Below are 25,855 nucleotides of genomic sequence, written 5' to 3'. Positions count from 1 at the left end.
AAAGAGGAGGAATTATAATGAATAAGCAGAAGAAACAAACCGGTACCCTTTGTCCGCAGTGTGGTAGTAACGTGGAAGGACATATCTATACTTATATGATGGAATGTGATCGCTGCCTTTCTAAGAAAGAGGAATAGCATGCACTTTCTGTTATATAACAATCATAAAATTAATTTAATGTTTTATTACAGTTGAGGGGGAGAAGGATGGAAATAGAATTGTCGGGAATATCCTGTACAGGGCTCATGGAGGAGCGTTTTGAAGTAGTCCTTTCCGATGGTGCTGTGCAATTTTTACAACAGCTCCATGAACGTTTTAATGACAGACGACAGGAATTGCTTCAAAAGAGGAGGGAAAGGGAGGCTCTTCTGGAGAAAGGAGAGCTTCCTGACTTTCTTGAAGAGACCGAATCCATAAGAAGATCTGATTGGAGAGTAAGTCCGGTCCCGAAGGATTTAGAGGATCGTCGTGTGGAGATGACAGGGCCCGTAGACAGAAAAATGATCATTAACGGATTGAATTCAGGAGCAAAAGTTTTCATGGCCGACTTCGAAGATGCCCATTCTCCGACTTGGTCAAACACGATAAACGGGCAGATCAACTTAATGGACGCGGTGAATCGGGATATACGATTTACGAACGAATCGGGTAAAGTTTACCAGCTCCATGAACATCCGGCCGTTCTCATGGTCCGACCGCGCGGCCTTCATTTGGATGAAAAGCATCTGTTGTATAACGGGGCACCGATGGCGGCAAGCTTCGTAGATTTTGGTCTCTACATGTATCACAATGCGAGGAAGCTCATCCAAGACGGGTCCGGCCCTTATTTTTATTTGCCGAAACTTGAAAGTCACCTGGAGGCAAGATTATGGAACGATGTATTTCTATTTGCGCAGGAATTCCTTGGCATAAGCCGTGGGACAGTGAAAGCGACGGTGCTGATTGAAACGATCATGGCAGCATTTGAAATGGATGAAATTCTCTATGAGCTGAAAGAACATTCAGCAGGTCTCAACTGTGGGCGCTGGGATTATATTTTCAGCTACTTGAAGAAGATGAAAAGCCGGGATGTTGTCCTCCCGGATCGGTCCACTATTACAATGACCGTGCCATTTATGCGGGCTTATTCCCAACTGACTATTCAAACCTGTCATAGAAGAAAGATTCATGCTATGGGAGGGATGGCTGCCCAAATACCCGTGAGAGATGATGCAAACCTAAACGCACTTGCCTTTGAAAAAGTCAGGAAGGATAAGGAGCGAGAGGTGAAGGATGGTCACGACGGGACGTGGGTCGCCCACCCGGGCATGGTACAGACTTCCATGGATGTTTTTAACAAATATATGCCTTCCAATAATCAAATCGACAGGCAGGATGAATGGAAGTCGATCACAAGAGAACAGTTGTTGGAAGAACCTGTAGGCGATATATCCGAAGGTGGGCTCCGGCTGAATATAAATACAGGCATTCAATATGTTGCTTCCTGGCTGTCAGGGCGAGGTGCGGCACCAATTCACCACTTGATGGAAGATGCCGCTACGGCAGAAATTTCGAGAGCTCAAGTATGGCAGTGGATTCGTCATCCAAGAGGAGTGCTTATGGATGGACGTAAGATAACACTTGCGTTGTATCATTCTCTGAAAGAGGAAGAAATGAATACGATTCGCAGGGAAGTGGGCGAAGATGTATTTAAGAAAGGGCGGTTTGAAGAAGCCGGGGATTTGTTTGATGAGTGGGCAGAGCAGGAGGAACTGGAAGAGTTTCTGACTTGGAAAGCTTATGAAAAATTATAAGGGAGATGAGAGGTTATGAAGGAAAGAGCGGAGCGTTTGCAGCGGACATGGGAAAATGAGGATAGGTGGAAGGGTGTCAATAGACCGTATACAGCAGAAGAGGTTATCAAACTGCGCGGGTCCTTGGATATTCAACATACCATTGCAGCAAGAGGTGCTGATAAGCTTTGGGGGATGTTGAAGGAAGATGGATATGTTCATGCTCTTGGAGCCTTGACAGGAAATCAAGCTATGCAGCAGGTAAAAGCAGGTTTAAAAGCGATCTATCTTAGTGGATGGCAGGTAGCGGCGGACGCAAATCTTTCCGGGCATATGTATCCGGATCAAAGCCTGTATCCTGCGAACAGCGTTCCGCAAGTGGTGAAGAGAATCAATCAGGCGCTTCAACGGGCTGATCAGATCCACCATATGGAGGGAGATAACTCTATTGATTGGTTTGCTCCGATTGTCGCTGATGCGGAAGCGGGATTTGGAGGGCAGCTGAACGTTTTTGAGCTAATGAAAGGCATGATTGAAGCGGGAGCATCGGCTGTCCATTTTGAAGATCAGCTTTCTTCCGAGAAAAAATGTGGTCATCTCGGTGGAAAGGTGCTCTTACCGACGCAGACAGCTGTGAAAAACCTTATCTCTGCAAGGCTTGCCGCAGATGTGATGGGGGTCCCAACCATCATTATTGCTCGAACGGATGCGAATGCTGCAGAGTTGATTACCAGCGATATTGACGGAGAAGACGCAGCCTTCCTGACAGGAGAACGGACACCGGAAGGATTCTTTAAAACAAAAGCAGGTATTGACCAGGCCATTGCCAGGGGGCTTGCTTATGCTCCTTACGCGGACTTGATCTGGTGCGAAACATCGGAACCGAACTTGGAGGAAGCGCGAAGGTTTGCGAATGCGATTCATGAGCAGTATCCCGGAAAGCTGCTTGCTTATAACTGCTCTCCTTCGTTTAATTGGAAGAAAAAGCTGAAAGACGAGACGATAGAACACTTTCAAGAACAGCTTGGCGAAATGGGGTATAAGTTCCAGTTTGTTACCCTTGCCGGTTTCCATTCTTTAAATCATGGAATGTTCGAGCTTGCCAGGCAATATAAAGATCGAGGAATGGCGGCTTATTCTGAACTGCAGCAGGCGGAATTCGCCAGTGAAGTTCACGGTTATTCTGCTACAAGGCATCAGCGGGAGGTGGGAACCGGCTATTTTGATGAAGTCGCTCAGGTAATAACAGGAGGCACTTCTTCGACAACCGCTTGGAAAGGTTCCACAGAGGCAGAGCAATTCACAGAAGAGCCGATAGCGAAAAGGTGAGTATGAAACACAAACATCTGCTTGGTTAAGCAGATGTTTGTGTTCTTTCTTATTTACATAGGCACATCTTCTCGTTTATTTAATATGGTAGGGTATCAACATATTTAATCTGTGCAAAGACATGGAGTGATATCATGCCGGTAATAACAGGCGAGGAGTATAAACGGCGGTTGGATGCTATGAAGACGGACGTACGGATGGAAGGCGGACGCTTGAAAGGTAAGATTTCGGAACATCCGGCTTTCCGGGGCGTCATCCAAACGCAGTCCGAACTATACGATTTACAACACCATCCTGATTGGAAGGATACATTAACCTATACATCAGAAACTTCGGGAAATGCGATCGGACTTTCCTATTTAATACCGAAATCGCGGGGGGATTTGGAGAGAAGGCGGACGATGGTCCAGCATTGGGCGAGGCACACCGGTGGCGTATTGGGCAGAAGCCCTGATTATATGAACACTGTGCTTGCAGCCTTCGCCGCTTCGGTCGATCTTCTGGACGGAGAAGAAAACTGTTATCCGGAACGTCTGCTTCGTTTTTATGAATATGCTCGGGAGAACGATTTATCATTCACTCATACGTTTGTGAATCCTCAGAGCAACAGAGGAAAACTTGCTTTCCTTGAAGAAGATGTCACGAATGCCAGAATTGTGGACCGTACGGAAGCAGGATTAGTAATGAAAGGAGCGAAGCTGTTGGCTACACAGGGCGGGATGACAGATGAATTGATTGTTTTCTCTGCTCCCGGCGCCGTGGATAATTCTCACGCCTATGGTTTTTCTATACCTAGTGACACAAAGGGACTGACGTTCATATGCAGGGAATCCTTTGCCAGCGCAGGTTCTGCCTTCGATTACCCGCTCTCTTCCAAATATGCAGAAATGGATACCATCGTTTTGTTCGACGACGTCATCGTACCATGGGAGCGTGTTTTCTTTCATGACAATCTAAGAGCTGCGACCCAGATGTACGTGAAAGGAAAGTTTGTACCGTTTACCTTGCACCAAATTGTTTCGAGGCAGGTGGTGAAATCAGAATTCATGCTGGGCATTGCTCAGCGGATTGTCGATACAATCAACATCGAAGAATACCAGCACGTGCAGAGCAAAGTAGTGGAAATTGTAAAAGGAGTACAGACACAGAAGGCGCTCCTGCTGCTGTCGGAACAGGAAGCAGAAGTAGATGCTACGGGTATCATGGTTCCTTCCCGCCAGCCGTTGTACGTAGCGATCAACAACTTTCAGGAATTCTATCCCAGGTTCTCTGAAATTGTGCAGTTGTTGGGAGCAAGCGGTCTAATGTCGATTCCAAAGGAGAAAGAATTCCTTTCTGAAACAGGCGAACGTTTAAACCATTATTTACAGGGTGTGGACGTAAAAGGGAAGGAACGCGTCGCGTTATTCCGTCTGGCGTGGGATATGACAATGAGCAGCTTTGGAGCAAGACAGACGCTTTACGAGCGTTTCTTTTTCGGGGATCCGATTCGATTGTCACAATCTATCTACGCGCTTTACGATGATGAAAACTCCCAGGAACTTGTTTCGAAGTTTCTTCCTGAAGAAAGCTGACCTGTAAGGGTCAGCTTTTTATCGTTTTGTATTTGCTTTTTTCGCTTTTTGTTCCAGTTGGGAGTCAGGACGTTGATCTGCTGCATCCTCTGACATGCCTTGAGGGTTCACGGTCTTTTTTCGGACTCCTTTGTGAGCGTTACTTTTGTTACTCATTTCTATACACCTCCGTAATTAGTATGAGGGTTTGCAGAATTTTTATAAGAGGAGAAATCAGGGGGAGGAACCATGGAATGTTTTCTGAACTTTTAGCGGAAGCTATGGAAAACAAGGAGGGAAAAGGGATGACAAACAAGAGAAAAGAACGTCCTTCACAGGAAGAAGACAGCAGCGGTTTGGCTGTGACAGAGGAGCAGGTTTCCGATACGTTGACGGAAGGCACGATAGAAGCGGAAATAGACCAAGTCGATGATCAAGGTCATTTAATCAGCCACCATGGAGAGAAAATCCGCGGAAAGAATCACAGGTGAGAATATGCCAAACAGAAAGCGGATATTAGTTCCAGAAGCGAGAGCTGGACTGGATCAACTGAAGAAAGAAGTAACAAGAAGCAGCACCGCAGACCGAGCGAAGTTTGAAGTGGCGGAAGAATTGGGTATTCCTTTGAGAGAAAAAGGGAACGGTGATTTGTCTACAAAAGATGCCGGTCGTATAGGCGGGAGAATAGGTGGAGGAATGGTTAAAGAGATGATCCGCCGGGCACAAATGGAGCTTCAGCATAAGAATACAGAAGAATAAAAATAAAACAGCGAACGGAAGAGGTGCGGACCTCTTCCGTTTTTGTTATACGCCGACTTTCATGAGATAGTGAGAGACGCGTTCTGCAAATACCTTGCATTTGTTGACATCTTCTTCCGAGTCGGGAGTCATTTCAATTTCCAGGCCGTCTTGAATAATGGCTGCTCCGTTTGCTTTCAACTGTGCCTGCAGCAAGTGAACGGCTTCACAGAACTGTGGATAGATCCTGTCACCGGAACCGAAGACTGCTCCGTGCACCTCTCTCAGGTCATTCTCTGACAACTCCTCATAAAAATCCTCCACCTCATATGGTAGATCCCCGTCGTTCCAAGTGTAGGAACCGATTAATACACAATCAAAATCACGGAGTTCGGTAATTTCGGTTTCTTCAACTTCCTTCATAATCACTTCATAGTCATTTTTAAGGTGGGAATGGATGATGTCCGCAATTTCTTCCGTATTTCCAGACATACTTGCATAACAGATCAAGATACGCGCCACTCTATCACTCCTTCAGCACTGGTGTGAATTCCGGGTGCAGAGCTTTGAAACGGTCGAAAGCTTTGGAATGTTGCAGGAATACTTCTTTCTCTTTCCTGTCCAGCGCTTCATTCACTTTGTATTTGTGGTAGTTCATAGCGAGTGTCAGGTCCATCTTCGTATATAACGCTTGTTTCTCGTATAAATCATCAATAAAATGTGCGGCCATATAGAAAGGAGAAGAATCGTTCTTCTGAACGGCGATGTACCATCCTAATGAATCAACATAGAACGGGTCCCCGGCAATATGTAACAGATCACCGTGCTGGAACCGGATAATTTCGTGACAGGAACAGTCAGTATTTCCTTTCTCGTAACGAAAAGGTTTATAAACAAACAATGTGCCTTCCATAATTAGGTCTCCCTTCGAGAAGTTATATTCAATATAATTGATAATGATTATCAATGTCAAATAGTTTTGAGTAAAAGTAACATGTTTTATTCTTCATTTTGGTATAATGGAGGTAATAAAGATGCTTTTTCATAGAGGTGATTCCTTGTGATGAAGATAGAGGATAAAGTGAGAGAGGTTGTCTTTGAAAATGGCAGGATCACAAATATACCGGAAGGATTCCGGTGTGTTGGGCAGGGAAGAAGTGCTGCCGTATTCCATGTTCAGGATTCTAATACAGCTGTCAAAGTTTTTTATCCGGAGTTCGCTGAACTTGCAGAAGTGGAAGCGGAGGTTTATGAAAGTTTAAATAACAGTGAGATGTTCCCTCTTTTTATTTCTCAGGGAAAAGGGTATCTCGTTATGGAATATCTGGAAGGAATGACCTTTTATGACTGTCTTGTGAGCGGTGTACCCATCACTGCAGAGATGGTCAAGCAGGTGGAAGAAGCGCTTCTGTTCGCCTGCAGCTTAGGTCTGAACCCTTCTGATATTCATTTAAAAAACATGCTGCTCACATCATCGGGGAAAGTGAAAGTCATCGATGTCGTCCGCTTTAAACAGGAGCAGGACTGCCCGCATTGGCGTGATTTGAAGAAAGCGTATGAGACGTATTATGTGAAGCCTTACATGCCTAAAAAGCTGCCCAGATTCTTTATCGAGTGCATCATTCGCCTATATCGCAGGAGATTATTGCCGATTTAATGGATAAAAGGATCACAAAAAACCGCACATCCCAACGGGTGTGCGGTTTTACTTTATGAACGGGGATGAAATACTTAATATCGAAGCTTCATCAAAATATTTTTGACCTCTTCATCTTCCATCAAGATGTCTTTATATTTTTCGGTGATTTCTGCCAGGGCGACATCGTGGTAAAAATATTCCGTGAAAAATTTGACCAGTGGCTTGGAAAGCGTGTGTATTCCTTGAGATACTCCCGATTCGGAACCGGCGAACACCATCTCCTCGCCGTCAATAATGACAAGCTTGTGCCGTTCTAATGCTTCGTGCGTCTCGTTCGGGTGCAGAATATGCGATTGGAACATGGGTGCATCAAGGTCCCCTACAGAAAGAAGCTCCACCATTACGCCTTGCTCCGCTTTCCGCTCTAAATCTGTGACCAAAGAGGCCAATTCATCATTCCAGCCCGTAAGAAGAATGCTGTTAGTGGCTCGATCAATACATGCCTTCAACAGCGCTGTAATGGATTGTTCATTTTCCATTGTCCAAACGCGCTCATCGGAGACAGGGAGCGTGTACTCCTTCGTTTTCAATTCTTCCAAGTTAGCTTCGAAGTCTGACGTCAGCTTTTCAATGGTCGTTTCAAGAGCAAGTGCTGTATATAATTTTCTTTTTCCGTGGAACGATGTGAGGATTAGGCCTTTCTCTTGAAGGCGTTGAAGGACTTCGTACACTTTGGACTTAGGAACTTGTGAATACTTTACAATGCTCGTTGCATCAAGTGGTTCACGGCTGGATGTTAATACTTCAAATACATTGCTTTCATATTGGGTGAAACCGAATTTCTGTAGCATGAATGTCTCCTTTATTTTGCTGTTACATAAATGATACACCGAACATCCGACTAACGTAAACATGACCTATTGTAATTGTCTCTCATTTTAGTTACCATCATAGTGGTAACTAAAATGAGAGGGTCGAAACTATGAACAAAAAAATTTACTTGCTGACAATTGTTGCCTTCGTAGTAGGAACGGTTGAATTAATTATCGGAGGAATTCTGGATCTTGTTGCGGCTGATTTACAGGTGTCAGTCGGAAGAGCCGGTTTGCTCATTTCCTTGTTTTCTATAGTATTCGCTGTCGCTTCACCGATCTTGTTGACTGTGACTGCCAATATGGAACGGAAGAAGCTGATGATCGTTACATTATTCATTTTCTTCCTGGGGAACTTGATCGCCTTTTGGAGTCCAAACTATACGATATTGATGTTGTCGCGGATCGTAACGGCTGCAAGCGGCTCCCTGTTGGTTGTACTGGCTATTACCATCGCCTCTTCCATTTCAGAACCTGCCTATAGAGGAAGAGCGATCGGAACAATTTTCATGGGAATCAGCGGTTCGCTTGTATTGGGCGTACCCATCGGCCTTACGATTGGGAATGCATTCGGTTGGAGGGCACCGTTCCTGTTGATCAGTGTTCTCACATTATTATCAATGGTGGCGGTCGCGGTATCCTTAGGTACGATAGCGCCGAAGCCGATCATTTCTCTGAAAGATCAGATCCGTACTTTGAAAGACAATAAAATATGGACCGCCCAATTCACTTCTTTTCTGTTTTTGAGCGGACATTTAACTTTGTATGCGTATTTGACACCATTCTTGAAATCGGAGCTTGGCATGAACGGTACTTGGGTCAGTATCGTATATTTCGTATTCGGTGTAGCTGCCGTCCTGGGAGGCGGAGTAGGAGGATATTTATCCGACAAGTTCGGACCTGAGAAAAGCATCATTGGAATCATTGCTCTATTTGCTGTGGCTCTTTTCGTCATTCCACACGTCACATTTTCCTTGCCGCTTTTCCTTATCGTGCTTGTCATTTGGAGCGCACTCAGTTGGGCCGTTACTCCTGCTCAGCAAAACTATCTCGTTTCTACCGCTCCGGAAACGTCAGATATTCAGCAAAGCCTGAACAACTCCGCCCTTCATTTCGGAATTGCTTTCGGTTCTTCCGTGGGGAGTGTAGTTATTGAGCAGACCTCGGTCATTTATAATGCCTCTGTCGGTGGTGTCTTCGTACTTATTGCCCTTGGAACGGCTATTTTCTCGATTACAAGGGTGAAACCGGCGAAAAGGAAACAGCTCCTTCGATCTTCTTGATTTTTAAAGGAATCGAATAAATCCGTCGCCCCGGGCTCATACTAACATTGTTCCTAATTTAAGGAGGGGTTAGTCATGGGTAGAGACGATCACCGAAAAGGTAAAGGGAAACAGAAATATAAATTACCTCAAACTCCTAAGAACGAAAAACATCCTAATATTGATGTTGAGTTCTCAGAGGAACTAGCGGATCGGGAAGATAAAATTGCTCAAGAACGAAGCAAGGCCGCCGACCGCAGAGCACATCGACAGAAATAAATTGGAAACGGACATCCTCGGATGTCCGTTTTTTTATGAAGTATTTCAAATGAAGTTTAACCCCTTTTTAATTTGGAAACATACGTACCATAAGCTCAAATAAACATATCGAAAGGGGTCTTTTGCATGAATTTGAATAAAGAACTAAAAAAATTAGAAGCTATTCATTTAGAAAAACCGGAAAAAGTTTTTACGATGTACTTAAACACCGATCCTTCCGATCCCGAGCAGCAAGGTGGAGAGTGGAAGATCCATCTTAAGAACGGTCTGAACAACTTCGAATCCTATCTTCAGGAAGACGGGGATTCTGATGAGAAAAGGAATTTCTGGGCGGTCAAAGAGAAAGTCCAACAATTTATCGAGGAAAACGAACAAAATTTCGCAAAAAGCGTCGTTCTTTTCGCTACAGGTGATGATACGATATGGTTCGCTGAACGCTTTCAAATGCCCGTAAAGACAGAGTTCTATTGGGAGGAAACGCCGCGTCTGGAACAGTTGAAGGAAATGAAGGATAAATTCCCGAAAACAGGAATCGTTTTGACTCAAAAGAATCAGATCAAATTAATCGATGCAGAGCTTGGAATGTTGAAAGATACCCAGCTGTTTGAACTGGATCTCGATACGGAAGATTGGCGCCAGCACCAGGGGCCGCACCAGGCTCAGCCTTCCATGGGTAAAGGCGGAGCGAAATCATCCAAGAAGGATGAGTTCCAGGAGCGGTTTGAAGCAAATCGCTACAGATGGTATAAGAGTGTAGCACCCAAGCTTGATAAACTCGCAAAAGATTATGAATGGGAACGATTGTATTTAGTCGGCCATAAAGAAGAATTGAAAGACCTGCAGGACAATATGAACAAATCGGCCGATGATATGGTAAACAAGAATCTTCTTGATCATGAAGAGACGCATGTCATTAAAGAAGTCGTTCCATCCTGAATAGTAAAAGTGCCTGGTTGAACCCAGGCACTTTTTTTGCTTGTGATGAAGAAAGCAGGGGATGGAAGGGCAAAGGTGGAAGTAAATCTTTACATTATACATAGGTAAAATCAATATGATAAAATATTATTCAGAGAAAATAATTGAGAATGGGGAATTTTTAAATGTATGTAGTGGATTCCATGGTTGTAGTTCCAGAACATAAGGCGGAAGATTTAATTAATATATACCGAAAGCGCTCGAGGCTTGTAGATGAAGCGGAAGGATTTTTGTCTTTTCAACTCCTTCAGAATGACCGCAAGCCTGGTGAGTTAACGGTACACATGGAATGGGAATCAAAAGCGGCATATTTGGAATGGGTGCGCAGCGAGCAGTTTAGAAAAATCCACGAGCTGGAGAAGAAATACCCGGACGAAGAACTGCAGGGGATTGTACCTAAAGTCACGAAATATGAGGTGGTTGCGACATGAATCCGGAAGAGCAGAACCGGCTTGCTCGAAAAGTTACCGATGAAATTTATGAAGCTTATCCTTATTTGTGGGAGAAGTTCGGCCAGAACGGCCGGGAAAGAACAGAAGAGGACAACCATCATCATTTGGATCACCTCCAAGCAGCGTATGAAATGGATAGTGTCCATTTCTTCCTTGACTATACCTCCTGGTTAAATAACGTCCTCACATCCAGACAGGTCCCTACAGCGTTGATCATAGATAATTTTGAGAGACTGATACGGCTCCTTGAAGCAATGGAAGTAGATGATAAGGAGCAGAAAGAGCACTATATAGAATATTTGCAGCAGGCTTTACAGCATTTGGATATCCTTACGGAGAGGTGAACAGTTTGGAACTGCATCATGAGCGACTGGCCCGTTATTTCCTTGATGGAGATGAAGAGGCAGCGTTGCAATATATAAGGCAATTGTTAGAGGAACACCCCCGGGCATATTTGTACGAAGACATTTTGACACCCGCTATGTACTATATCGGTGAACTATGGGAGCGAAATGAAATATCCGTTGCGGATGAACATTTGGCAACGGCTATTTGTGATTTTGTCTTATCTAAATTGGAACAGGAAAAGAAGACCGATAAGAAATATAGAAATAAGAAATATAAAGCCCTGTTATTTGGTGTGGAAGAAGAACATCATTACATAGGTTTGAAAATGGTCGCTGAGACGTTTAAGGAACATGGTTGGCGTGTCCGGTATCTTGGGCCGAATTTGTCTCTGCAGCACGCTCTAGTCCAAATAGAAAAGTATCGCCCGGATGTAATCGGTATATCTGCAGCCTTGTCTTATCGTCTGCCAGCCATTAAGGATCTGGTCAACCATTTCACTATGTTGGATTGGAAACCATTTATTATGATTGGTGGACGGATGGCCGGCAAATATGACCTGAGCCAGCTGGAGTCGGATCAGTCTATGGTAATCAAAGACTTGAATCACTTGAACCAATGGTTTAAAGAGGGAAGGGATGAAGCAATAAATGAAACAAGTTGAACGTACATTCCCACTCCCTTATTTCATTATTAATAAAAACTACTTCGTCCAATCGTATTCCAAAGAAGCGGAACAGGCTTTTGGGAGACAGGAAAACCTGCTTGAATTATTAGATGAGGCAAGTGTACCAAAGGTGAAGAACTGGGTAACTCCGGAAGTTCAGAAATTATCCTTGGAAGTCCACTTAAAGCCGGAGGATGGTCAAGGGAATCCGCAAACATGTGACATGCATGTGAAATGGGAGAATGACATGTATGCGGAAGTACTTATTCTGACGAAAGATGAACAGTTGTCCAAGGTGACCAAAACACTGGATCAGCTCCGGTCACGTTTAAACGATACCAACTTCGAGCTGTTGGAAGAGAAAGAAAAGTTAGAAGATGCTATTGAAAACAGCAACCAATTGTCAGCCCCTTTCATCCGCCTTACAGCGGACACCGCACTAGTGCCGTTATTCGGAGATATCACCGCAGAGAAAATGTATTCGGTGGAAACGTCTATATTAAAGGCTGCGCAAAAGTCTGATATCGATCGTGTTTTGTTTGATTTTACAGCTGTTGGAGAAATGGAGCTGGAGGGCGCGGGTCTCCTGAAGAACATCATGATTTCCCTTCTTTATATGGGGGCAGAAGTTATGATTATAGGGATGCAGCCTGTCCAGGCACAAAGTTTTCAGATGCAGCACTTCCCTTCGAGTATCAAATATATGAACTCCCTGCAGCAAGCTGTACAAAAATACTGTGTGAAATGAGCGTTCCTAAGATAGGAATGCTTTTTTTATGTTATATTTTTCCTTCCTTGTGGAATGGGCCAGTATAAAGAAAGTGAAGGAGGAGTTTTCATGGAATTGACTTTGGAAGTGAATGGAATGTCTTGTGAGAAGTGCAGGGAATCGGTAAAAGACGCTCTTCAGACGTTAGAGGGGGTGCACGGTGTCGAGGTGCTTCTTGAGAGTGGAAAAGTTCATATCGCTTACGACGAAGCATATGTTTCAAAAGGACTGATGAAAGAAGCTGTGAGAGCGCAAGGATATGAAGCAGTAGGATAAAGAAAGCCCGGCGTTATACCGCCGGGCTTTCTCATTTACTGTACATTGTAAGGAAGTTGATTTTTGTATCCATTGAACTGTTGATAGGTCTGCTGAACTTTTTGTTGTTCCGCCTGTTCGACAGCATACCAGCCATTTTGAAACATCAGGTTATACAAGTTGCGCTGGCAGTCCTGTGTCTCTTTGAAAATCGTAGCTAAGTCCTGATAAAAGTTTTGATTGCTTGCTTCGTTCAAAGCGACATTATAAGAAGAAGTCATATACTTTTCGGTGGTTAATTGATCGTTCAGGAAATCTCTTTCATTCATCTGCGGCGTCTTTGGGACATTTGTTTCCGGGTTTTGAATCTTTTGAGACTGGTTCATCTTGGTCCTCCTTAGTTCAAGTTTTGTTTAGGGGCATTCAGATGGTTTAATAATTTATCGTAATGTCGTTGGTGCATTTGACCTGCAGCTTCAAGGGCAGCCTGAACTTCAGGTGTCTGACAATTTTGGGCGAAGAAGTGTGCTTTCTTACTTGCGTTTAAATTCCAGGAAAGCATGTCCGCTAAATACAGCTGATCCTTCGTAGAGACAATATCAGGTACCTGCGTCATCGGCTGCGCCTGTTGAATGGATTGATTCTGTTGCTGCTGTTGCATCTACATCATCCTCCTTTGGCTGTTTTGTTTAGTATGACCGGAAATAATAGTTCTATTTAGGGTGGGTTTTTATGGGAATATAAGGATAACATTGTCGAAATGAAGGTTCTTTTTATCCCTTTTTTTCTCTGTAAGTGATAAAATATAATTGCTAGCGATTACAAGACGGAAATATATAAATATTTTGATATTTTTGCTGGCAGGGGGTAATGGCATGGAAAAGATCCTTAAGAATTTCTTTTTATTTCTATCCAAAAACCGGTTCTTTACAAAGCTGGCAAAACGATACGGACTTCGCTTCGGAGCTGGAAGATTTGTTGCCGGAGAAACCATTGAAGCAGCTGTTCAAACGATCAAGGAACTGAATGACAAGGGAATGTCCGTCACAATCGATCACTTGGGGGAGTTTATCGACAGCAGATCGGAAGCTGTAGCAGCAGCGGAAGAGTGCATGGAAGCGATCCGTGCAATTGCTGATAACAAGCTTGATTCCCAACTATCCCTGAAGCTTACTTCCATGGGGATGGATATAGCCGATGATCTGGTTATGGATAATATGCGCCGGATATTGGATGTGGCTGAAGAAAAAGATGTATTTGTAACTATTGATATGGAGGACTTCGAGCGGTGTGAGAAGACGCTTGAGATTTTCAAAAAGCTGAGAGAGGATTATGATCATATTGGTACTGTTCTGCAGTCTTATTTGTACCGTACCGAGGAGGATATAAAAGCGCTGAATGCTTATAGTCCGAACCTTCGCCTTGTGAAGGGAGCCTATAAAGAATCAGCAAAAGTCGCTTTCCCTGAAAAGAAAGACGTAGACGAAAATTTAAAGAATATCATCCGTATACATCTCATGAATGGAAACTATACGGCTGTAGCGAGTCACGATGATGCGATCATTGATTATACGAAACAGCTGGTAGCGGAAAAGAAAATACCAAACGATCGCTTTGAATTTCAGATGCTTTATGGAATCCGCGTGGACCGTCAGGAAGAGCTTGTCAAAGAGGGATACAAGGTGAGAGTTTATGTGCCGTATGGAAATGATTGGTATGGGTACTTCATGCGCAGACTTGCAGAGCGTCCAGCCAATGTTGCATTCGTTTTAAAAGGCGTTTTTGGTAAATAAAGAGGGGTTTGTCAAGGGGCGAGATGCCGGTTTGATGGGGAGACTGGAGCCGCCCTTGTCCTCAATTGGAAGATCTTGTCCTTTTTTACGACAAAAGGATTGCGAAATATCTGAAAATATTTTATATTATACATAGATACGATTTTGTCGTACTTATTTTTTTGATTTTAAAATGAATGACTGTTCATTCAAAATGACAGGGGGATTAGGAATGGCTCATAAAATCAAACGAGCAGCCGTGCTCGGTTCAGGAGTAATGGGGGCAGGTATTGCCGCTCATCTGGCTAACATAGGTATCCCGACACTTATGCTCGATATGGCTCCTAAGGAACTGACAGAAGTGGAGAAAAATCGTGGGTTGACGTTGGAAGATCGTACGGTCCGCAATCGGATTTCATCTGATAATAAACAGAAACTGTTGAAGCATAAACCGGCACCACTGACGAGTAAGCGTAACATGGATTTAATTGAAACAGGTAATTTTGAAGACGATTTAAGTAGGATTGCTGACGTGGACTGGGTAGTTGAAGTCGTCGTTGAAAATCTGGACATCAAGAAGAAGGTCCTTGCTGATGTGGACCGGTTTAGAAAACAGGGGGCAATTGTCAGTTCAAACACTTCGGGAATATCCATTGAAGCCATGGCGGAAGACTGCAGTGAAGATTTTCGAAGCCACTTTTTAGGAACGCATTTCTTCAATCCGCCTCGTTATTTAAAGCTGCTCGAACTCATCCCGACAAAGGATACGGATCCGGAAGTTCTACAGTTCATGAAAACGTTTGGAGAAGATGTGCTTGGTAAAGGCGTAGTGGAAGCGAAAGATACACCGAACTTCATCGCCAACCGAATCGGAACATACGGGCTTTTGATCACCGTCCAGCAGATGCTTGAAAAAGGGTACAGTGTCGGGGAAGTGGACTCGGTCACGGGCCCGCTGATCGGTCGTCCGAAAAGTGCAACGTTCCGAACCTTGGATGTCGTGGGTCTCGATACGTTCGCTCATGTGGCGAAGAATGTTTACGATCAAGTGGATGGAGAAGAGAAGCAGGCGTTTGAAATACCGGCCTTTATGAAACAGATGCTTGATAAAGGCTGGCTCGGATCTAAGAGTGGCCAAGGATTCTTTTTAAAGCAAAAAGGAGAAATCCTGCAGCTCAATCCTCAGACGATGGATTACGAACCGAGGGCGAAATTGAAAACGAGAGCAACGGAGGCTGCCAAACAGGAAAAAGGCACCCGCAGAAAGTTAAAGACACTGGTAGCAGCCAATGATGACCAGGCTGGAGATCTTGTTTGGTCTGTCTTGAAGCCGGTGCTTATCTATTCTGCTCAATTGGCTGGTGAAATTGCAGATGATATCGTTGCGATTGATAAAGCGATGAAGTGGGGATTCGGATGGGAATTGGGACCGTTTGAACTTTGGGACGCCATCGGACTCGAAACATCGGTGAAGCGGATGAAGGACGAAGGAGATGCAGTTCCAGGTTGGGTCGAAGCCATGATTAAGGAAGGTAAGGAGAGCTTTTACAAACAGGAAAATGGAAACGTTTACTTTTATCACGAAGGAAACTACATCCAGCAGTCCTTCAACAAGAAGAACATCCATTTAAAGCGCCTGAAAGAGGGAAAAAACGTTATTAAAAAGAATGCCGGTGCGAGTCTAATTGATTTGGGAGACGGGGTGGCAGGTCTTGAATTCCACTCTCAAAGCAATTCGATCGGGCCGGATATTGTCCAGATGATCAATTATGCAGTGGAAGAGGTTGACAAAAATTTCGAGGGTCTTGTCCTTGGAAACCAAGGGAAGAACTTCTGCGTTGGTGCCAACCTTGGAATGATCCTGATGGAAGCCCAGGACTTTAACTTCTTCGAAATCGAAATGGTCGTGAAGAATTTTCAGGACAGTATGATGAGACTGAAGTATTCCGATAAACCGGTTGTTGCAGCACCATTCGGTATGACACTAGGAGGAGGAGCGGAAGTTTGTCTGCCGGCTTCTGCCATCCAGGCATCTTCAGAAACCTATATGGGACTGGTGGAAACGGGAGTCGGACTGATTCCGGGCGGTGGTGGAAATAAAGAACTTTACATGAAACAACTGCGAAGTATTCCAAAAGATGTTGCCGTCGATTTACAGAAGGTCGCTGTAAGTGTGTTTGAAAAAATCGCCATGGCGAAGGTGTCAACTTCCGGAGAAGAAGCGAAGGAAAATGGATTCCTTGATCAGATGGATGCCATTAGTCCAAATGGGGATCACTTGATCCACGATGCGAAAGAGAAAGTACTTGGTCTTGCCGGGGCGGGATATACAGCTCCAAAACGGACGAAGGTTCCGGTTGCGGGTGAACAGGGGTACGCAACGATGCTGCTTGGTGCAAAGTCGCTGTTGTTAAGCGGCTATGCAAGTGAACATGATTTGAAGATTGCGGAAAAACTGGCGAACGTCCTGGCCGGCGGCCGGCTGAAAGAAGGCACACTTGTAGATGAGCAATATTTATTGGACCTTGAAAGAGAAGCATTCCTAAGCCTCGTCGGAGAACCGAAATCGCAGGCAAGAATGCAGCATATGCTTATGAAAGGTAAACCACTGCGTAATTAATCGTTTAAAAAGGGGGAAGGAACCGTGAGAGAAGCTGTTATTGTTGCAGGTGCACGAACACCTGTCGGCCGTGCAAAAAAAGGCTCGCTTGCCTTTACACGTCCTGACGATCTTGCTGCACTTACCATTAAAGAAACATTAAGGCGTGCCAACAACTATGAGGGCAACATAGATGATTTGATTATCGGATGCGCCATGCCGGAAGCAGAACAGGGGATGAATATGGCGCGAAACATAGCGGGCCTTGCCGGTCTCTCCCATGAAGTGCCGGCAATTACCATAAATCGTTACTGCTCTTCAGGGCTTCAAAGTGTCGCCTATGCAGCCGAAAAAATCATGCTCGGTCATCACGACACTGCACTTGCTGGTGGTGCAGAGTCCATGAGTCTCATTCCGATGGGCGGCCATGTCATTAAACCGAACGTCAAACTTGTGGAAAACGCACCGGAATATTACATGTCCATGGGTCATACCGCAGAAGAAGTGGCGAACCGTTTCGATATTTCCAGGGAAGATCAGGACGCTTTCGCCGTCCAAAGTCATGCAAGAGCGGCTAAGGCAGTAGAAGAAGGTAAATTTACGGATGAGATCGTGCCTGTAGAGGTGATGAATCGTGAGCTCGGCAGTGATTTCAAAGTTAAGGAAACGACTAGAACTTTCTCGGTGGATGAAGGAGTTCGTCCAGGCACGACCGCCGAAGTACTCGGAAAACTGAAGCCCGCTTTCTCTGTCAAAGGGTCCGTCACGGCAGGGAATTCCTCACAAATGAGTGATGGTGCGGCTTCCGTGCTGCTGATGGATAGAGAAAAAGCAGAAAGCGAAGGGTTGCAGCCATTAGTGAAGTTCCGGTCTTTTGCCGTTGCCGGGGTCGAACCTGAAATTATGGGGGTAGGACCGGTGGAAGCGGTACCGAAGGCTTTGAAGATGGCAGGCTTATCCTTAGCTGATATTGGGTTGTTTGAATTGAATGAAGCGTTTGCTTCGCAATCTCTTCGTGTGATTCGCGCACTCGACCTCGATCCGGAGAAGGTGAATGTAAACGGAGGAGCGATCGCTCTCGGTCACCCACTCGGATGTACCGGAACGAAACTGACGCTCAGTCTGATACATGAAATGAAAAGGAGAAACGAACAGTTCGGTGTTGTCACGATGTGTATCGGTGGAGGTATGGGTGCTGCCGGCGTATTCGAATTAATATAATCAGGGAGGCTGTAAAAATGAGCGATTTGAAAGAGATGATTAAAGGTGGCGGATTTGTAGTAGAGGACTTGAAAGCGGAAGATATCATCACGCCGGAGGATTTTACGGATGAACATTTGATGATTGCTAAGACGACGGAAGATTTTGTAGTAGGAGAAGTCGTTCCGAAAATTGATCAACTTGAAAATCACGAGTTTGAACATTCCGTAGCTCTATTGAAGAAGGCCGGTGAACTCGGTTTGCTTGGTGCCGATGTCCCGGAAGAATACGGAGGGTTACAGCTTGATAAAATCAGTTCCTCCCTTATTACAGAAAAGTTTGCAAGAGCCGGCGGCTTTTCCATTACACACGGGGCTCACGTGGGGATTGGATCCCTTCCAATCGTGTTCTTCGGTAACGACGACCAGAAGCAAAAGTACCTTCCTGCACTGGCTGTAGGCGATAAAATTGCAGCATATGCTTTGACGGAGCCGGGCTCCGGATCCGACGCCCTCGGAGCGAAAACGACGGCCAAGTTGAATGAAGCAGGGACGCATTACATTTTGAATGGAGAGAAGCAATGGATCACGAACTCGGCCTTTGCCGATGTGTTTGTTGTCTATGCCAAGATCGATGGAGATAAATTTACTGCGTTTATCGTCGAAAGAGATTACAAAGGTGTCTCAACGGGGGCGGAAGAGAAAAAGATGGGAATCAAGAGTTCTTCTACACGAACACTGATTCTTGAGGATGCAGAGGTCCCGGTAGAGAATGTTCTCGGAGAAGTAGGGCGCGGACACGTCATCGCTTTCAACATCCTTAACGTCGGTCGCTACAAACTGGCAATCGGAGGGGTAGGAGGAGCGAAACGGGCCGTCGAGTTATCTGTCACTTACGCTAAACAGCGGAAGCAGTTTAAAACGCCGATCTCAAGTTTCCCGTTGATCCAGGAAAAAATCGCCTCCGTCGCTGCGAATACGTATGCAAATGAAAGCTCTGTGTACAGGACGGTTGGACTCTTTGAACAAAGCATGGGCAAACTATCGGATGAGGAATTGAAGGATGGTGCCGCTGTAGCGAAGGTCATTGCAGAGTATGCTATTGAATGCTCCTTGAACAAAGTGTTCGCGACGGAACTGCTGGACTTTGCCGTTGATGAAGCGGTACAAATTCACGGCGGGTATGGCTTTATGGCTGAGTATGAAGTAGAGCGGATTTACCGGGATTCAAGGATCAACCGTATTTTTGAAGGAACCAACGAGATCAACCGGATGATTGTTCCCGGTACGCTGCTGAAAAAAGCGATGAAAGGTGAACTGCCGCTGCTTCAGAAAGCACAGAAGCTGCAGGAAGAAATCATGACGATGATGCCGGAAGAGCCTGGCACAGAACCACTTGCTCAAGAGAAATATCTGGTTGCCAATGCTAAGAAAATCGGTCTTCTTGCTGCCGGCGTTGCTGCTCAGAAGTTTGGGGAGAAGCTGGAAAGTGAGCAGGAAGTTCTTGTGAATATTGCTGATATGGTCGGAGAGGTATACAATATGGAATCTGCCGTTCTCCGAACAGAAAAAGCGATGGATAAAGTAGGAGAAGAGAATAGTAAACAAAAGTTGTTGTACACGCAAGTTTATGTGCAGGAAGCGTTCAACCGTTTAGAAGCACATGCTAAGGAAACACTGATCGCTGCAGACAGCGGGGATTCTTTACGAATGATGCTTGGGGCACTGCGGAAACTTACCCGCTACACTCCTACAAATGTCATCGCCAAGAAACGGGAAATTGCTAAAGCTCTGATCGAAGCAGAAAAATATATCGTATAAACTGCGTGAAGAAGGCGCCCTGTTCTTCCTTGATCGATGGAAGTGCAGGGTTCTTTTCTTTTGTGCAAAAAAATCACCATGAAATATATCCTGGCAATGTGATAGAATAAAATACAATAAGAAGGAAGGAGCGTTTTGTATGACTGTAACCTTCTATTGGTATCCGAACTGCGGAACCTGTAAAAAGGCAAAAAAGTGGTTCGATGAAAACGGGGTGGACTATAAAGCTGTACATATTGTCGAAGAGCCACCTTCAGAAGAGCAATTGAAAGACCTGGTCTCTAAAAGCGGAAAACCTGCCAAGAAGTTCTTTAACACGAGCGGGAAAAAGTATAGAGAGCAGAACATGAAAGAAAAGCTGAAAGACGCAGATGAAGATACGATGATTCAATGGCTCGCTTCTGACGGCATGCTCATCAAACGGCCTGTTGTAACAGACGGCACCCGGGTCACCGTCGGCTTCAAAGCGGAAGAGTTTGAAGAAAACTGGCTTTCGTGAGCAGATGTGTGGAAATAAAGGCATTCTTGCTTTTATGGTAATAAAATAAACAAAATATAATTTGATTGTGGAGGTATTCTTACATGAGCTTACCAAAAGAACTACGTTATTCTGAAGAACACGAATGGGTGAAAGACGAAGGAGAAAAAGTACGTATCGGCATCACTGACTTTGCACAAGCAGAGCTTGGCGACATCGTATTCGTTGAACTTCCGGAAGTGGGAGATGAGCTGGAAGCGGACGAGCCGTTCGGCAGTGTGGAATCCGTTAAAACCGTTTCTGAATTATATGCTCCGGTAAGCGGTAAAGTAGTAGAAGTGAACGAAGATCTGGAAGACAGCCCGGAATTCGTCAATGAGTCTCCTTATGAAAAGGCATGGATGGTTGTCGTAGAGCCGAATGACTCTTCTGAAATGGACAAACTAATGTCTCCGGAACAATACAAGGAAATGATCAACGAAGATTAATTATTTCAGTACGGACAGGTGGGAACAGGCGCTTGTCTGACATGATCGCGTTGGATCTTAATCATGTTCAGACCATGTCTCTTCCGGCATGGTCTGTTTCTTTATAGAAGGTGATGCAGATGGATGGAGAGCGAATCGTCATTGTCGAAGGGATAACCGACAAGAAGAAACTGAAGAAAGTGCTGGATGAAGAAGTGGAAATCATCTGCACGTACGGCACCTTAGGAATCGAGCGGATGGAGGAAATGATTTTCAACCACAACCTGGATGATCGCAGGGTATATATTTTAGTGGATGAAGACGATTCGGGCTACAAACTAAGGAAGCAGTTGACCGAAGAGCTTCCGCACGCCGAGCATATTTATATCGATAAAGCCTTCCGGGAAGTAGCAGCCACGCCTGAACAGGAGCTCGCCCGAGCATTGTTGAACCACCACTTTCAAGTGAAGTCCATTTATCTGATTTAGGAGGAAGCTTGTGCAGGAACTTGACTCACAGGAGTGGACCGAGCAGTCGAAGCAGGACCGATACACGTTGTCGTTCATTCACAGCCCTTTTTGTGCTACCTGTCATTTAGCAGAAAAGATGCTGAGGACGTTGGAAGAATTGTATAACGAGGAAGTATTCATAAAAGTGAATGCTTCCTTGAACCCTTTCGCTATGGAGCGTTTTCAAATTGAGAGTGTTCCATGCCTTTTAATCATGAAGAACGAACAAATCGTCAAAAAGGTGTATGCGTTTCAATCGGTCCCTCATATGTATGAACAAACAGCTGAATATGTAAAACAATAAGCTAATTTCCCGGGAAATGACGAAGGAAAGCCTTGTTGGTAAACAGGAAAAACGCCCCCTTTGCAAGAATGTCTAAGCAAAGGGGGCGTTTTAGGATGGTGGAAATGATGAAGACTTGGATAGAGAAAGTGAACCATAGGAACGATCTGATTCCATCTTGGCGGGAAAGAGAGATCCATGTAGCTTTTCAGTCCAAGAATAATTTATTTACTTTCCTCATCACTCCGGCGGGGATATGTCCTGATGTGCAAAGAACGGATGATGGCACGCTTTGTATCCATGTGGAAGATTCTGTGATGGAGGATCTGCTTGCCGGCAGGGAAAGGCTGACGGCGATGGACGACTCCCTCATCCGAATTCACGGCTCCTTCTCTGATGTGCTTTATTTGGAATCCCTGATGTTTCTTGCTAAATGATTCTTCCCAAGGACTGTGCGATATCGAGAAAGGAAGCTTGATCACCAAACGCTTCGTGGATAAACCCGTTCTGATCGATGATGACCGTTGAGGGTACTCCTCTGCATCCAAACAGGTCATATACGGTCCTGTCCTTATCGGCAAGGGTCGGCTGAGTGAGGAATTCTTTCGTGTAAGCGATGCCCGCTTCCGGACTTCTTTCCCGCCCTGTGACATTGATCGTCAGCATTTTTACTTTTTCTTTATCTGCGTTCTGATATAGCTGTTCCTTCAAAGGAAAATCCCTTCCGCAATCCGGGCACCAGGATGCCCAGAAGGTCAGAACGACGGCTTTTCCTTTATCTTCTCCTAGTTGATAAGTTCCTTGTTTATTTATAAACGGTAATTCGAAGTCGGGTGCTTCTTGTTTCATATCTGCGGCTCCTTTATGTGATTGGACTAAGCTTACAGCAACATGCTACCACATATTGTCCGCGTCCTTCGACCAATGAGAGGTACATGGAAACGACTTATTTTTCTGAAAAACGGAATATTTCCAGTTGACACAATTTTGGTGCGATGCTACAATCCATCTTGTGCTATTAAAATTATACATGCGAATAAGCGAATCTCTTATCCAGAGAGGCGGAGGGACTGGCCCTATGATGCCCGGCAACCGGCAAGCGTACGCTTGACAAGGTGCCAAATCCTGCAGAGTTATAATTCTGGGAGATGAGAGAACAGAGCGAATACAATAGATGTGCGCTTTTCTGTTCTCCTGAACAGAGAAGCGCTTTTTTTGTCAGGAGGGAAACATCATGATTACTATCAAAGGTCTATCGAAGATTTTTCAGACCAAAGATCGTGAAGTACGTGCGGTGGATGACCTCAGCGTCACGATCAATAAAGGAGAAATCTATGGCGTTATCGGATACAGTGGTGCAGGGAAAAGTACGTTTATCCGGCTGCTGAACAGACTGGAAGACCCGACGGAGGGAAGTATTATCGTCGATGATCAGGACTTAACCACTTTAAGCAAGAATAAATTGCGGGTGGCAAGACAGGACATCGGGATGATCTTCCAGCACTTTAATCTCCTGTGGTCCCGTACCGTCTTTGATAACATCGCATTTCCATTAGAAATAGCAGGGATACCGAAAGAAGACAGGAAGAAGCGTGTCAATGAACTCATCGATCTTGTCGGCCTGTCAGGCAGGGGGAATTCATATCCGTCCCAATTGAGTGGAGGGCAGAAGCAGCGGGTCGGAATCGCCCGGGCCCTTGCCAACAACCCGAAGGTCCTGCTGTGCGATGAAGCGACATCTGCTTTAGACCCGGAGACGACGGACTCGATTCTCGACCTCCTCGTTGATATCAACGAAAAGCTTGGGTTGACCATCGTGCTGATTACTCATGAAATGCACGTCATTCGAAAAATATGCCATCAGGTAGCGGTGATGGAAGAGGGGAAGATTGTAGAACATGGGGACGTGCTCGATGTTTTCCTTCGTCCACAAAAACCGGTGACGAAGAAGTTTGTTGATCAAGTAATGGGAGATCCCGATAAAGAGAACTCTCTCCAGTTGATCAAAGACCATTATTCGTCTGGTGAAATCGTCCGGCTCCACTTTGTAGGAGAAAGTACGAATCAGGCGTTGATCAGTGAGATCTCCAGAGAATTTGCGCTGGATGTCAATATCCTTCACGGGAAGATCACCCAAACACAAAAAGGGGCGTATGGTACCTTGTTCGTGCAATTGGAAGGGGAAGAAAGTGAGAGGCAGCGGGCCATCTCCTATATTCAATCTACATCCGTAGAAGTGGAGGTGAATCCGAATGTTTAATCAACTGTTTCCAAACGTAAGAATGGAAGATATGATCACGGCGACGAATGAGACATTATATATGACTATCATATCTGTGATCGGGACGTTTATCCTCGGCTTACTGCTCGGGCTTCTGTTGTACCTCACTTCTCCGGGAGGTTTATGGCAGAACAAGATTTTAAATGGTATAACAGCTTCGGTCGTCAACGTATTCCGGGCCATACCTTTCATCATTTTGATTCTGTTGCTTTTCCCTTTCACCGACTTCCTTATCGGGACAATCCGTGGACCGCAGGCTGCGCTTCCGGCATTGATCATCGGTGGTGCTCCGTTCTATGCACGTCTTGTAGAAATTGCATTGAAGGAAGTGGATAAAGGAGTGGTGGAAGCGGCAAAATCGATGGGGGCGAAATACTCCACCATCATCTTCAAGGTGCTGCTTCCGGAATCGATGCCAGCTTTGATTTCGGGTATTACTGTTACAGCCATCGCCCTTGTCGGCTATACGGCTGTAGCCGGAGCGATCGGTGCAGGAGGTCTTGGGGACTTCGCGTACTTTTATGGCTTCCAGCGCAGTGATTTCGACGTCGTATTCGTCTGTACTGTATTAATCATTCTGCTCGTATTCATCTTCCAATTCATCGGGGATTTCATTTCCCGTCGATTGGATAAAAGATAAAACAACCTTAGGAGGAAAATACTTATGAAAAAATGGTCACTTGGTTTACTGGCATTATTGTGCGTTGCTGTCCTGTCCGCCTGTGGTTCTTCTGATGAAGAATCCGGTGATTCAAATGAAATTAAGGTGGGGGCTACTAGTATTCCTCACGCAGAAATATTGGAAGAAGCTAAGCCGCTTCTTGAAGAGGAAGGCATTACGCTGACAATCGATACGTACCAGGATTATATCCTTCCAAATAAAGCTTTGGACGATGGGGACATCGATGCGAACTACTTCCAGACGATTCCCTACATGGAACTGCAGGAGAAAGATAACGGCTACGATTTCGTGAACCTTGGTGGCATCCACATTGAGCCTATGGGGATCTATTCACAGAAATATGATGATATCAAAGATGTAGAGGACGGAACGACACTCGTCATGAGCCGCTCTATATCCGACCATGGACGAATCCTTGCCCTCTTGGAGCGTGAAGGCCTGATCAAGCTTGACGAAAACGTGGAGAAAGTCGATGCCCAGGTGGATGATATCGTGGAAAACCCTAAAAATATCAAATTCGATTCCGGTGTAGATGCAGCCAACCTTCCGGAAACGTATAAGCGGGAAGAAGAAGTTCTTGTAGCAATCAACACGAACTATGCCATTGAAGCAGGCCTGGATCCACAAGAAGATTCTCTAATCTTGGAAAGTCCGGATTCCCCGTATGTGAACGTGATTGCAGCTAACAGCGATGATAAAGACAATGAAGCGTTGAAGAAATTGGTTGAGGTGCTTCATTCTGATGAGATTCAAACGTTTATTGAAGAAGAATACGATGGTGCCGTCGTACCTGTGAAGGAAGACAGCGAATAACGGATAAAACGAGTGGCTGCGGGGATAATAACCGCAGTCACTTA

Annotated in this window: 33 protein-coding genes and 1 riboswitch; of the genes, 26 read left to right on the top strand and 7 right to left on the bottom strand. The window is 45.0% G+C overall.

Translation table 11 applies throughout. The features are described from left to right. Nucleotides 1-206: 206 nt before the first annotated feature. From aceB to hpaB, 3 genes are all read left to right on the top strand, one after another. Nucleotides 207-1,793, top strand: a complete 1,587-nt coding sequence (gene aceB / locus QRD89_RS13895; protein ID WP_286095489.1) for a malate synthase A — start codon at nt 207-209, stop codon at nt 1,791-1,793. A 15-nt stretch (nt 1,794-1,808) separates the two neighbouring features. Next, a complete protein-coding gene (gene aceA, locus QRD89_RS13890; protein WP_286095487.1) occupies nt 1,809-3,101 on the top strand; it encodes an isocitrate lyase in 1,293 nt (430 codons plus the stop codon). 134 nt (nt 3,102-3,235) lie between these two features. Beyond that, nucleotides 3,236-4,675, top strand: a complete 1,440-nt coding sequence (gene hpaB, locus QRD89_RS13885) for a 4-hydroxyphenylacetate 3-monooxygenase, oxygenase component (RefSeq protein WP_062514206.1) — start codon at nt 3,236-3,238, stop codon at nt 4,673-4,675. Nucleotides 4,676-4,693: 18 nt separating this feature from the next. Here the strand turns inward: hpaB and QRD89_RS13880 are convergent, their stop codons facing one another. Next, on the bottom strand, nt 4,694-4,831 hold the full coding sequence (locus QRD89_RS13880) for a hypothetical protein (RefSeq protein ID WP_201029310.1): 138 nt from the start codon (nt 4,829-4,831) through the stop codon (nt 4,694-4,696). A gap of 128 nt (nt 4,832-4,959) precedes the next feature. Between QRD89_RS13880 and QRD89_RS13875 the strand changes: the two genes are divergently transcribed. Together QRD89_RS13875 and QRD89_RS13870 are read left to right on the top strand one after the other, a co-directional pair. Beyond that, nucleotides 4,960-5,145, top strand: a complete 186-nt coding sequence (locus tag QRD89_RS13875; protein ID WP_235601492.1) for a YozQ family protein — start codon at nt 4,960-4,962, stop codon at nt 5,143-5,145. A gap of 4 nt (nt 5,146-5,149) precedes the next feature. After that, nucleotides 5,150-5,413 carry an alpha/beta-type small acid-soluble spore protein gene (locus QRD89_RS13870; RefSeq protein WP_026578251.1) on the top strand — a complete coding sequence of 88 codons (264 nt, stop codon included), beginning with the start codon at nt 5,150-5,152 and terminating at the stop codon, nt 5,411-5,413. 45 nt (nt 5,414-5,458) lie between these two features. On the opposite strand, the gene QRD89_RS13865 is transcribed toward QRD89_RS13870, so the two are convergent. Next, entirely contained in the window at nt 5,459-5,914 is a 456-nt protein-coding gene (locus QRD89_RS13865; protein ID WP_286095481.1) for a flavodoxin, read from the bottom strand. 4 nt (nt 5,915-5,918) lie between these two features. Further along, nucleotides 5,919-6,305, bottom strand: a complete 387-nt coding sequence (locus QRD89_RS13860) for a hypothetical protein (protein ID WP_008635780.1) — start codon at nt 6,303-6,305, stop codon at nt 5,919-5,921. Between the two features lie 150 nt (nt 6,306-6,455). Here QRD89_RS13860 and QRD89_RS13855 point away from each other — a divergent pair, with 150 nt between their 5' ends. Continuing rightward, nucleotides 6,456-7,049 (top strand): hypothetical protein, encoded by a 594-nt coding sequence (locus QRD89_RS13855; RefSeq protein WP_008635778.1) that lies wholly within the window; start codon nt 6,456-6,458, stop codon nt 7,047-7,049. 74 nt (nt 7,050-7,123) lie between these two features. Here QRD89_RS13855 and QRD89_RS13850 read toward each other — a convergent pair whose 3' ends face one another. Beyond that, complete coding sequence (locus QRD89_RS13850) at nt 7,124-7,882, bottom strand: TrmB family transcriptional regulator (protein ID WP_062514202.1); 759 nt, start codon at nt 7,880-7,882, stop codon at nt 7,124-7,126. A 131-nt stretch (nt 7,883-8,013) separates the two neighbouring features. Here QRD89_RS13850 and QRD89_RS13845 point away from each other — a divergent pair, with 131 nt between their 5' ends. The 8 genes from QRD89_RS13845 to QRD89_RS13810 all read left to right on the top strand — a co-directional run bounded on the left by QRD89_RS13845 (nt 8,014) and on the right by QRD89_RS13810 (nt 12,928). Next, nucleotides 8,014-9,186, top strand: a complete 1,173-nt coding sequence (locus QRD89_RS13845; RefSeq protein ID WP_026578255.1) for an MFS transporter — start codon at nt 8,014-8,016, stop codon at nt 9,184-9,186. A 75-nt stretch (nt 9,187-9,261) separates the two neighbouring features. Then, complete coding sequence (locus QRD89_RS13840; RefSeq protein ID WP_008635774.1) at nt 9,262-9,444, top strand: YfhD family protein; 183 nt, start codon at nt 9,262-9,264, stop codon at nt 9,442-9,444. Nucleotides 9,445-9,570: 126 nt separating this feature from the next. Next, nucleotides 9,571-10,380: a VLRF1 family aeRF1-type release factor gene (locus QRD89_RS13835; protein WP_008635773.1), complete on the top strand. Its 810-nt coding sequence runs from the start codon at nt 9,571-9,573 to the stop codon at nt 10,378-10,380. 164 nt (nt 10,381-10,544) lie between these two features. Next, entirely contained in the window at nt 10,545-10,850 is a 306-nt protein-coding gene (locus tag QRD89_RS13830) for an antibiotic biosynthesis monooxygenase family protein (protein ID WP_008635772.1), read from the top strand. Then, the gene (locus QRD89_RS13825; protein ID WP_008635771.1) at nt 10,847-11,215 is read left to right on the top strand and encodes a hypothetical protein; all 369 of its coding nucleotides are present in this window, start codon (nt 10,847-10,849) and stop codon (nt 11,213-11,215) included. The genes QRD89_RS13830 and QRD89_RS13825 overlap by 4 nt, the downstream gene beginning before the upstream one ends. A gap of 5 nt (nt 11,216-11,220) precedes the next feature. Beyond that, nucleotides 11,221-11,880: a cobalamin B12-binding domain-containing protein gene (locus tag QRD89_RS13820; protein ID WP_008635770.1), complete on the top strand. Its 660-nt coding sequence runs from the start codon at nt 11,221-11,223 to the stop codon at nt 11,878-11,880. Then, entirely contained in the window at nt 11,867-12,631 is a 765-nt protein-coding gene (locus QRD89_RS13815) for an STAS domain-containing protein (RefSeq protein WP_008635765.1), read from the top strand. Before QRD89_RS13820 ends, QRD89_RS13815 begins: the two co-directional genes overlap by 14 nt. Nucleotides 12,632-12,721: 90 nt before the next feature. Then, nucleotides 12,722-12,928 carry a cation transporter gene (locus QRD89_RS13810; RefSeq protein WP_008635764.1) on the top strand — a complete coding sequence of 69 codons (207 nt, stop codon included), beginning with the start codon at nt 12,722-12,724 and terminating at the stop codon, nt 12,926-12,928. Nucleotides 12,929-12,963: 35 nt separating this feature from the next. Here the strand turns inward: QRD89_RS13810 and QRD89_RS13805 are convergent, their stop codons facing one another. After that, nucleotides 12,964-13,293: a spore coat protein gene (locus QRD89_RS13805; protein WP_286095474.1), complete on the bottom strand. Its 330-nt coding sequence runs from the start codon at nt 13,291-13,293 to the stop codon at nt 12,964-12,966. Nucleotides 13,294-13,304: 11 nt separating this feature from the next. After that, nucleotides 13,305-13,568 (bottom strand): hypothetical protein, encoded by a 264-nt coding sequence (locus QRD89_RS13800; RefSeq protein WP_008635762.1) that lies wholly within the window; start codon nt 13,566-13,568, stop codon nt 13,305-13,307. A 214-nt stretch (nt 13,569-13,782) separates the two neighbouring features. On the opposite strand from QRD89_RS13800, the gene QRD89_RS13795 reads away from it, so the two are divergent. The 9 genes from QRD89_RS13795 to QRD89_RS13755 all read left to right on the top strand — a co-directional run bounded on the left by QRD89_RS13795 (nt 13,783) and on the right by QRD89_RS13755 (nt 22,472). Beyond that, a complete protein-coding gene (locus QRD89_RS13795; protein WP_008635761.1) occupies nt 13,783-14,700 on the top strand; it encodes a proline dehydrogenase family protein in 918 nt (305 codons plus the stop codon). 211 nt (nt 14,701-14,911) lie between these two features. Beyond that, nucleotides 14,912-17,299, top strand: a complete 2,388-nt coding sequence (locus QRD89_RS13790; protein WP_286095469.1) for a 3-hydroxyacyl-CoA dehydrogenase/enoyl-CoA hydratase family protein — start codon at nt 14,912-14,914, stop codon at nt 17,297-17,299. Between the two features lie 24 nt (nt 17,300-17,323). Further along, nucleotides 17,324-18,499, top strand: coding sequence for an acetyl-CoA C-acetyltransferase (locus QRD89_RS13785; RefSeq protein ID WP_062514192.1), 1,176 nt, complete (start codon nt 17,324-17,326; stop codon nt 18,497-18,499). A gap of 17 nt (nt 18,500-18,516) precedes the next feature. Continuing rightward, on the top strand, nt 18,517-20,298 hold the full coding sequence (locus tag QRD89_RS13780; RefSeq protein WP_008635758.1) for an acyl-CoA dehydrogenase FadE: 1,782 nt from the start codon (nt 18,517-18,519) through the stop codon (nt 20,296-20,298). A gap of 139 nt (nt 20,299-20,437) precedes the next feature. Next, nucleotides 20,438-20,797 (top strand): arsenate reductase family protein, encoded by a 360-nt coding sequence (locus QRD89_RS13775; protein ID WP_286095466.1) that lies wholly within the window; start codon nt 20,438-20,440, stop codon nt 20,795-20,797. Nucleotides 20,798-20,880: 83 nt separating this feature from the next. Further along, nucleotides 20,881-21,264 (top strand): glycine cleavage system protein GcvH, encoded by a 384-nt coding sequence (gene gcvH / locus QRD89_RS13770; protein ID WP_286095463.1) that lies wholly within the window; start codon nt 20,881-20,883, stop codon nt 21,262-21,264. A gap of 119 nt (nt 21,265-21,383) precedes the next feature. Beyond that, nucleotides 21,384-21,731, top strand: a complete 348-nt coding sequence (locus QRD89_RS13765; RefSeq protein ID WP_008635754.1) for a toprim domain-containing protein — start codon at nt 21,384-21,386, stop codon at nt 21,729-21,731. Nucleotides 21,732-21,741: 10 nt separating this feature from the next. Beyond that, nucleotides 21,742-22,056, top strand: a complete 315-nt coding sequence (locus QRD89_RS13760; RefSeq protein WP_286095461.1) for a thioredoxin family protein — start codon at nt 21,742-21,744, stop codon at nt 22,054-22,056. A gap of 104 nt (nt 22,057-22,160) precedes the next feature. Beyond that, nucleotides 22,161-22,472 (top strand): hypothetical protein, encoded by a 312-nt coding sequence (locus QRD89_RS13755; RefSeq protein ID WP_152522219.1) that lies wholly within the window; start codon nt 22,161-22,163, stop codon nt 22,470-22,472. Here the strand turns inward: QRD89_RS13755 and QRD89_RS13750 are convergent. Beyond that, the gene (locus QRD89_RS13750) at nt 22,465-22,884 is read right to left on the bottom strand and encodes a TlpA family protein disulfide reductase (protein ID WP_286095459.1); all 420 of its coding nucleotides are present in this window, start codon (nt 22,882-22,884) and stop codon (nt 22,465-22,467) included. The genes QRD89_RS13755 and QRD89_RS13750 overlap by 8 nt on opposite strands. A 197-nt stretch (nt 22,885-23,081) precedes the next feature. Then, nucleotides 23,082-23,190, top strand: a riboswitch (SAM riboswitch). Nucleotides 23,191-23,269: 79 nt separating this feature from the next. Between QRD89_RS13750 and QRD89_RS13745 the strand changes: the two genes are divergently transcribed. From QRD89_RS13745 to QRD89_RS13735, 3 genes are read left to right on the top strand one after another with little or no spacing between them, the layout of a single operon-like run. Further along, a complete protein-coding gene (locus QRD89_RS13745; RefSeq protein WP_008635750.1) occupies nt 23,270-24,295 on the top strand; it encodes a methionine ABC transporter ATP-binding protein in 1,026 nt (341 codons plus the stop codon). Then, nucleotides 24,288-24,956, top strand: coding sequence for a methionine ABC transporter permease (locus tag QRD89_RS13740; RefSeq protein WP_008635749.1), 669 nt, complete (start codon nt 24,288-24,290; stop codon nt 24,954-24,956). Before QRD89_RS13745 ends, QRD89_RS13740 begins: the two co-directional genes overlap by 8 nt. Nucleotides 24,957-24,980: 24 nt before the next feature. Then, complete coding sequence (locus tag QRD89_RS13735) at nt 24,981-25,811, top strand: MetQ/NlpA family ABC transporter substrate-binding protein (RefSeq protein ID WP_026578263.1); 831 nt, start codon at nt 24,981-24,983, stop codon at nt 25,809-25,811. The last annotated feature ends 44 nt before the right edge of the window (nt 25,812-25,855 follow it).

Source organism: Halobacillus sp. ACCC02827 (assembly GCF_030291935.1).
GTDB lineage: Bacteria > Bacillota > Bacilli > Bacillales > Halobacillaceae > Halobacillus.
The sequence above is the reverse complement of the archived record's forward strand: the minus strand, read 5'-3'. Positions and strand labels throughout refer to the sequence as shown.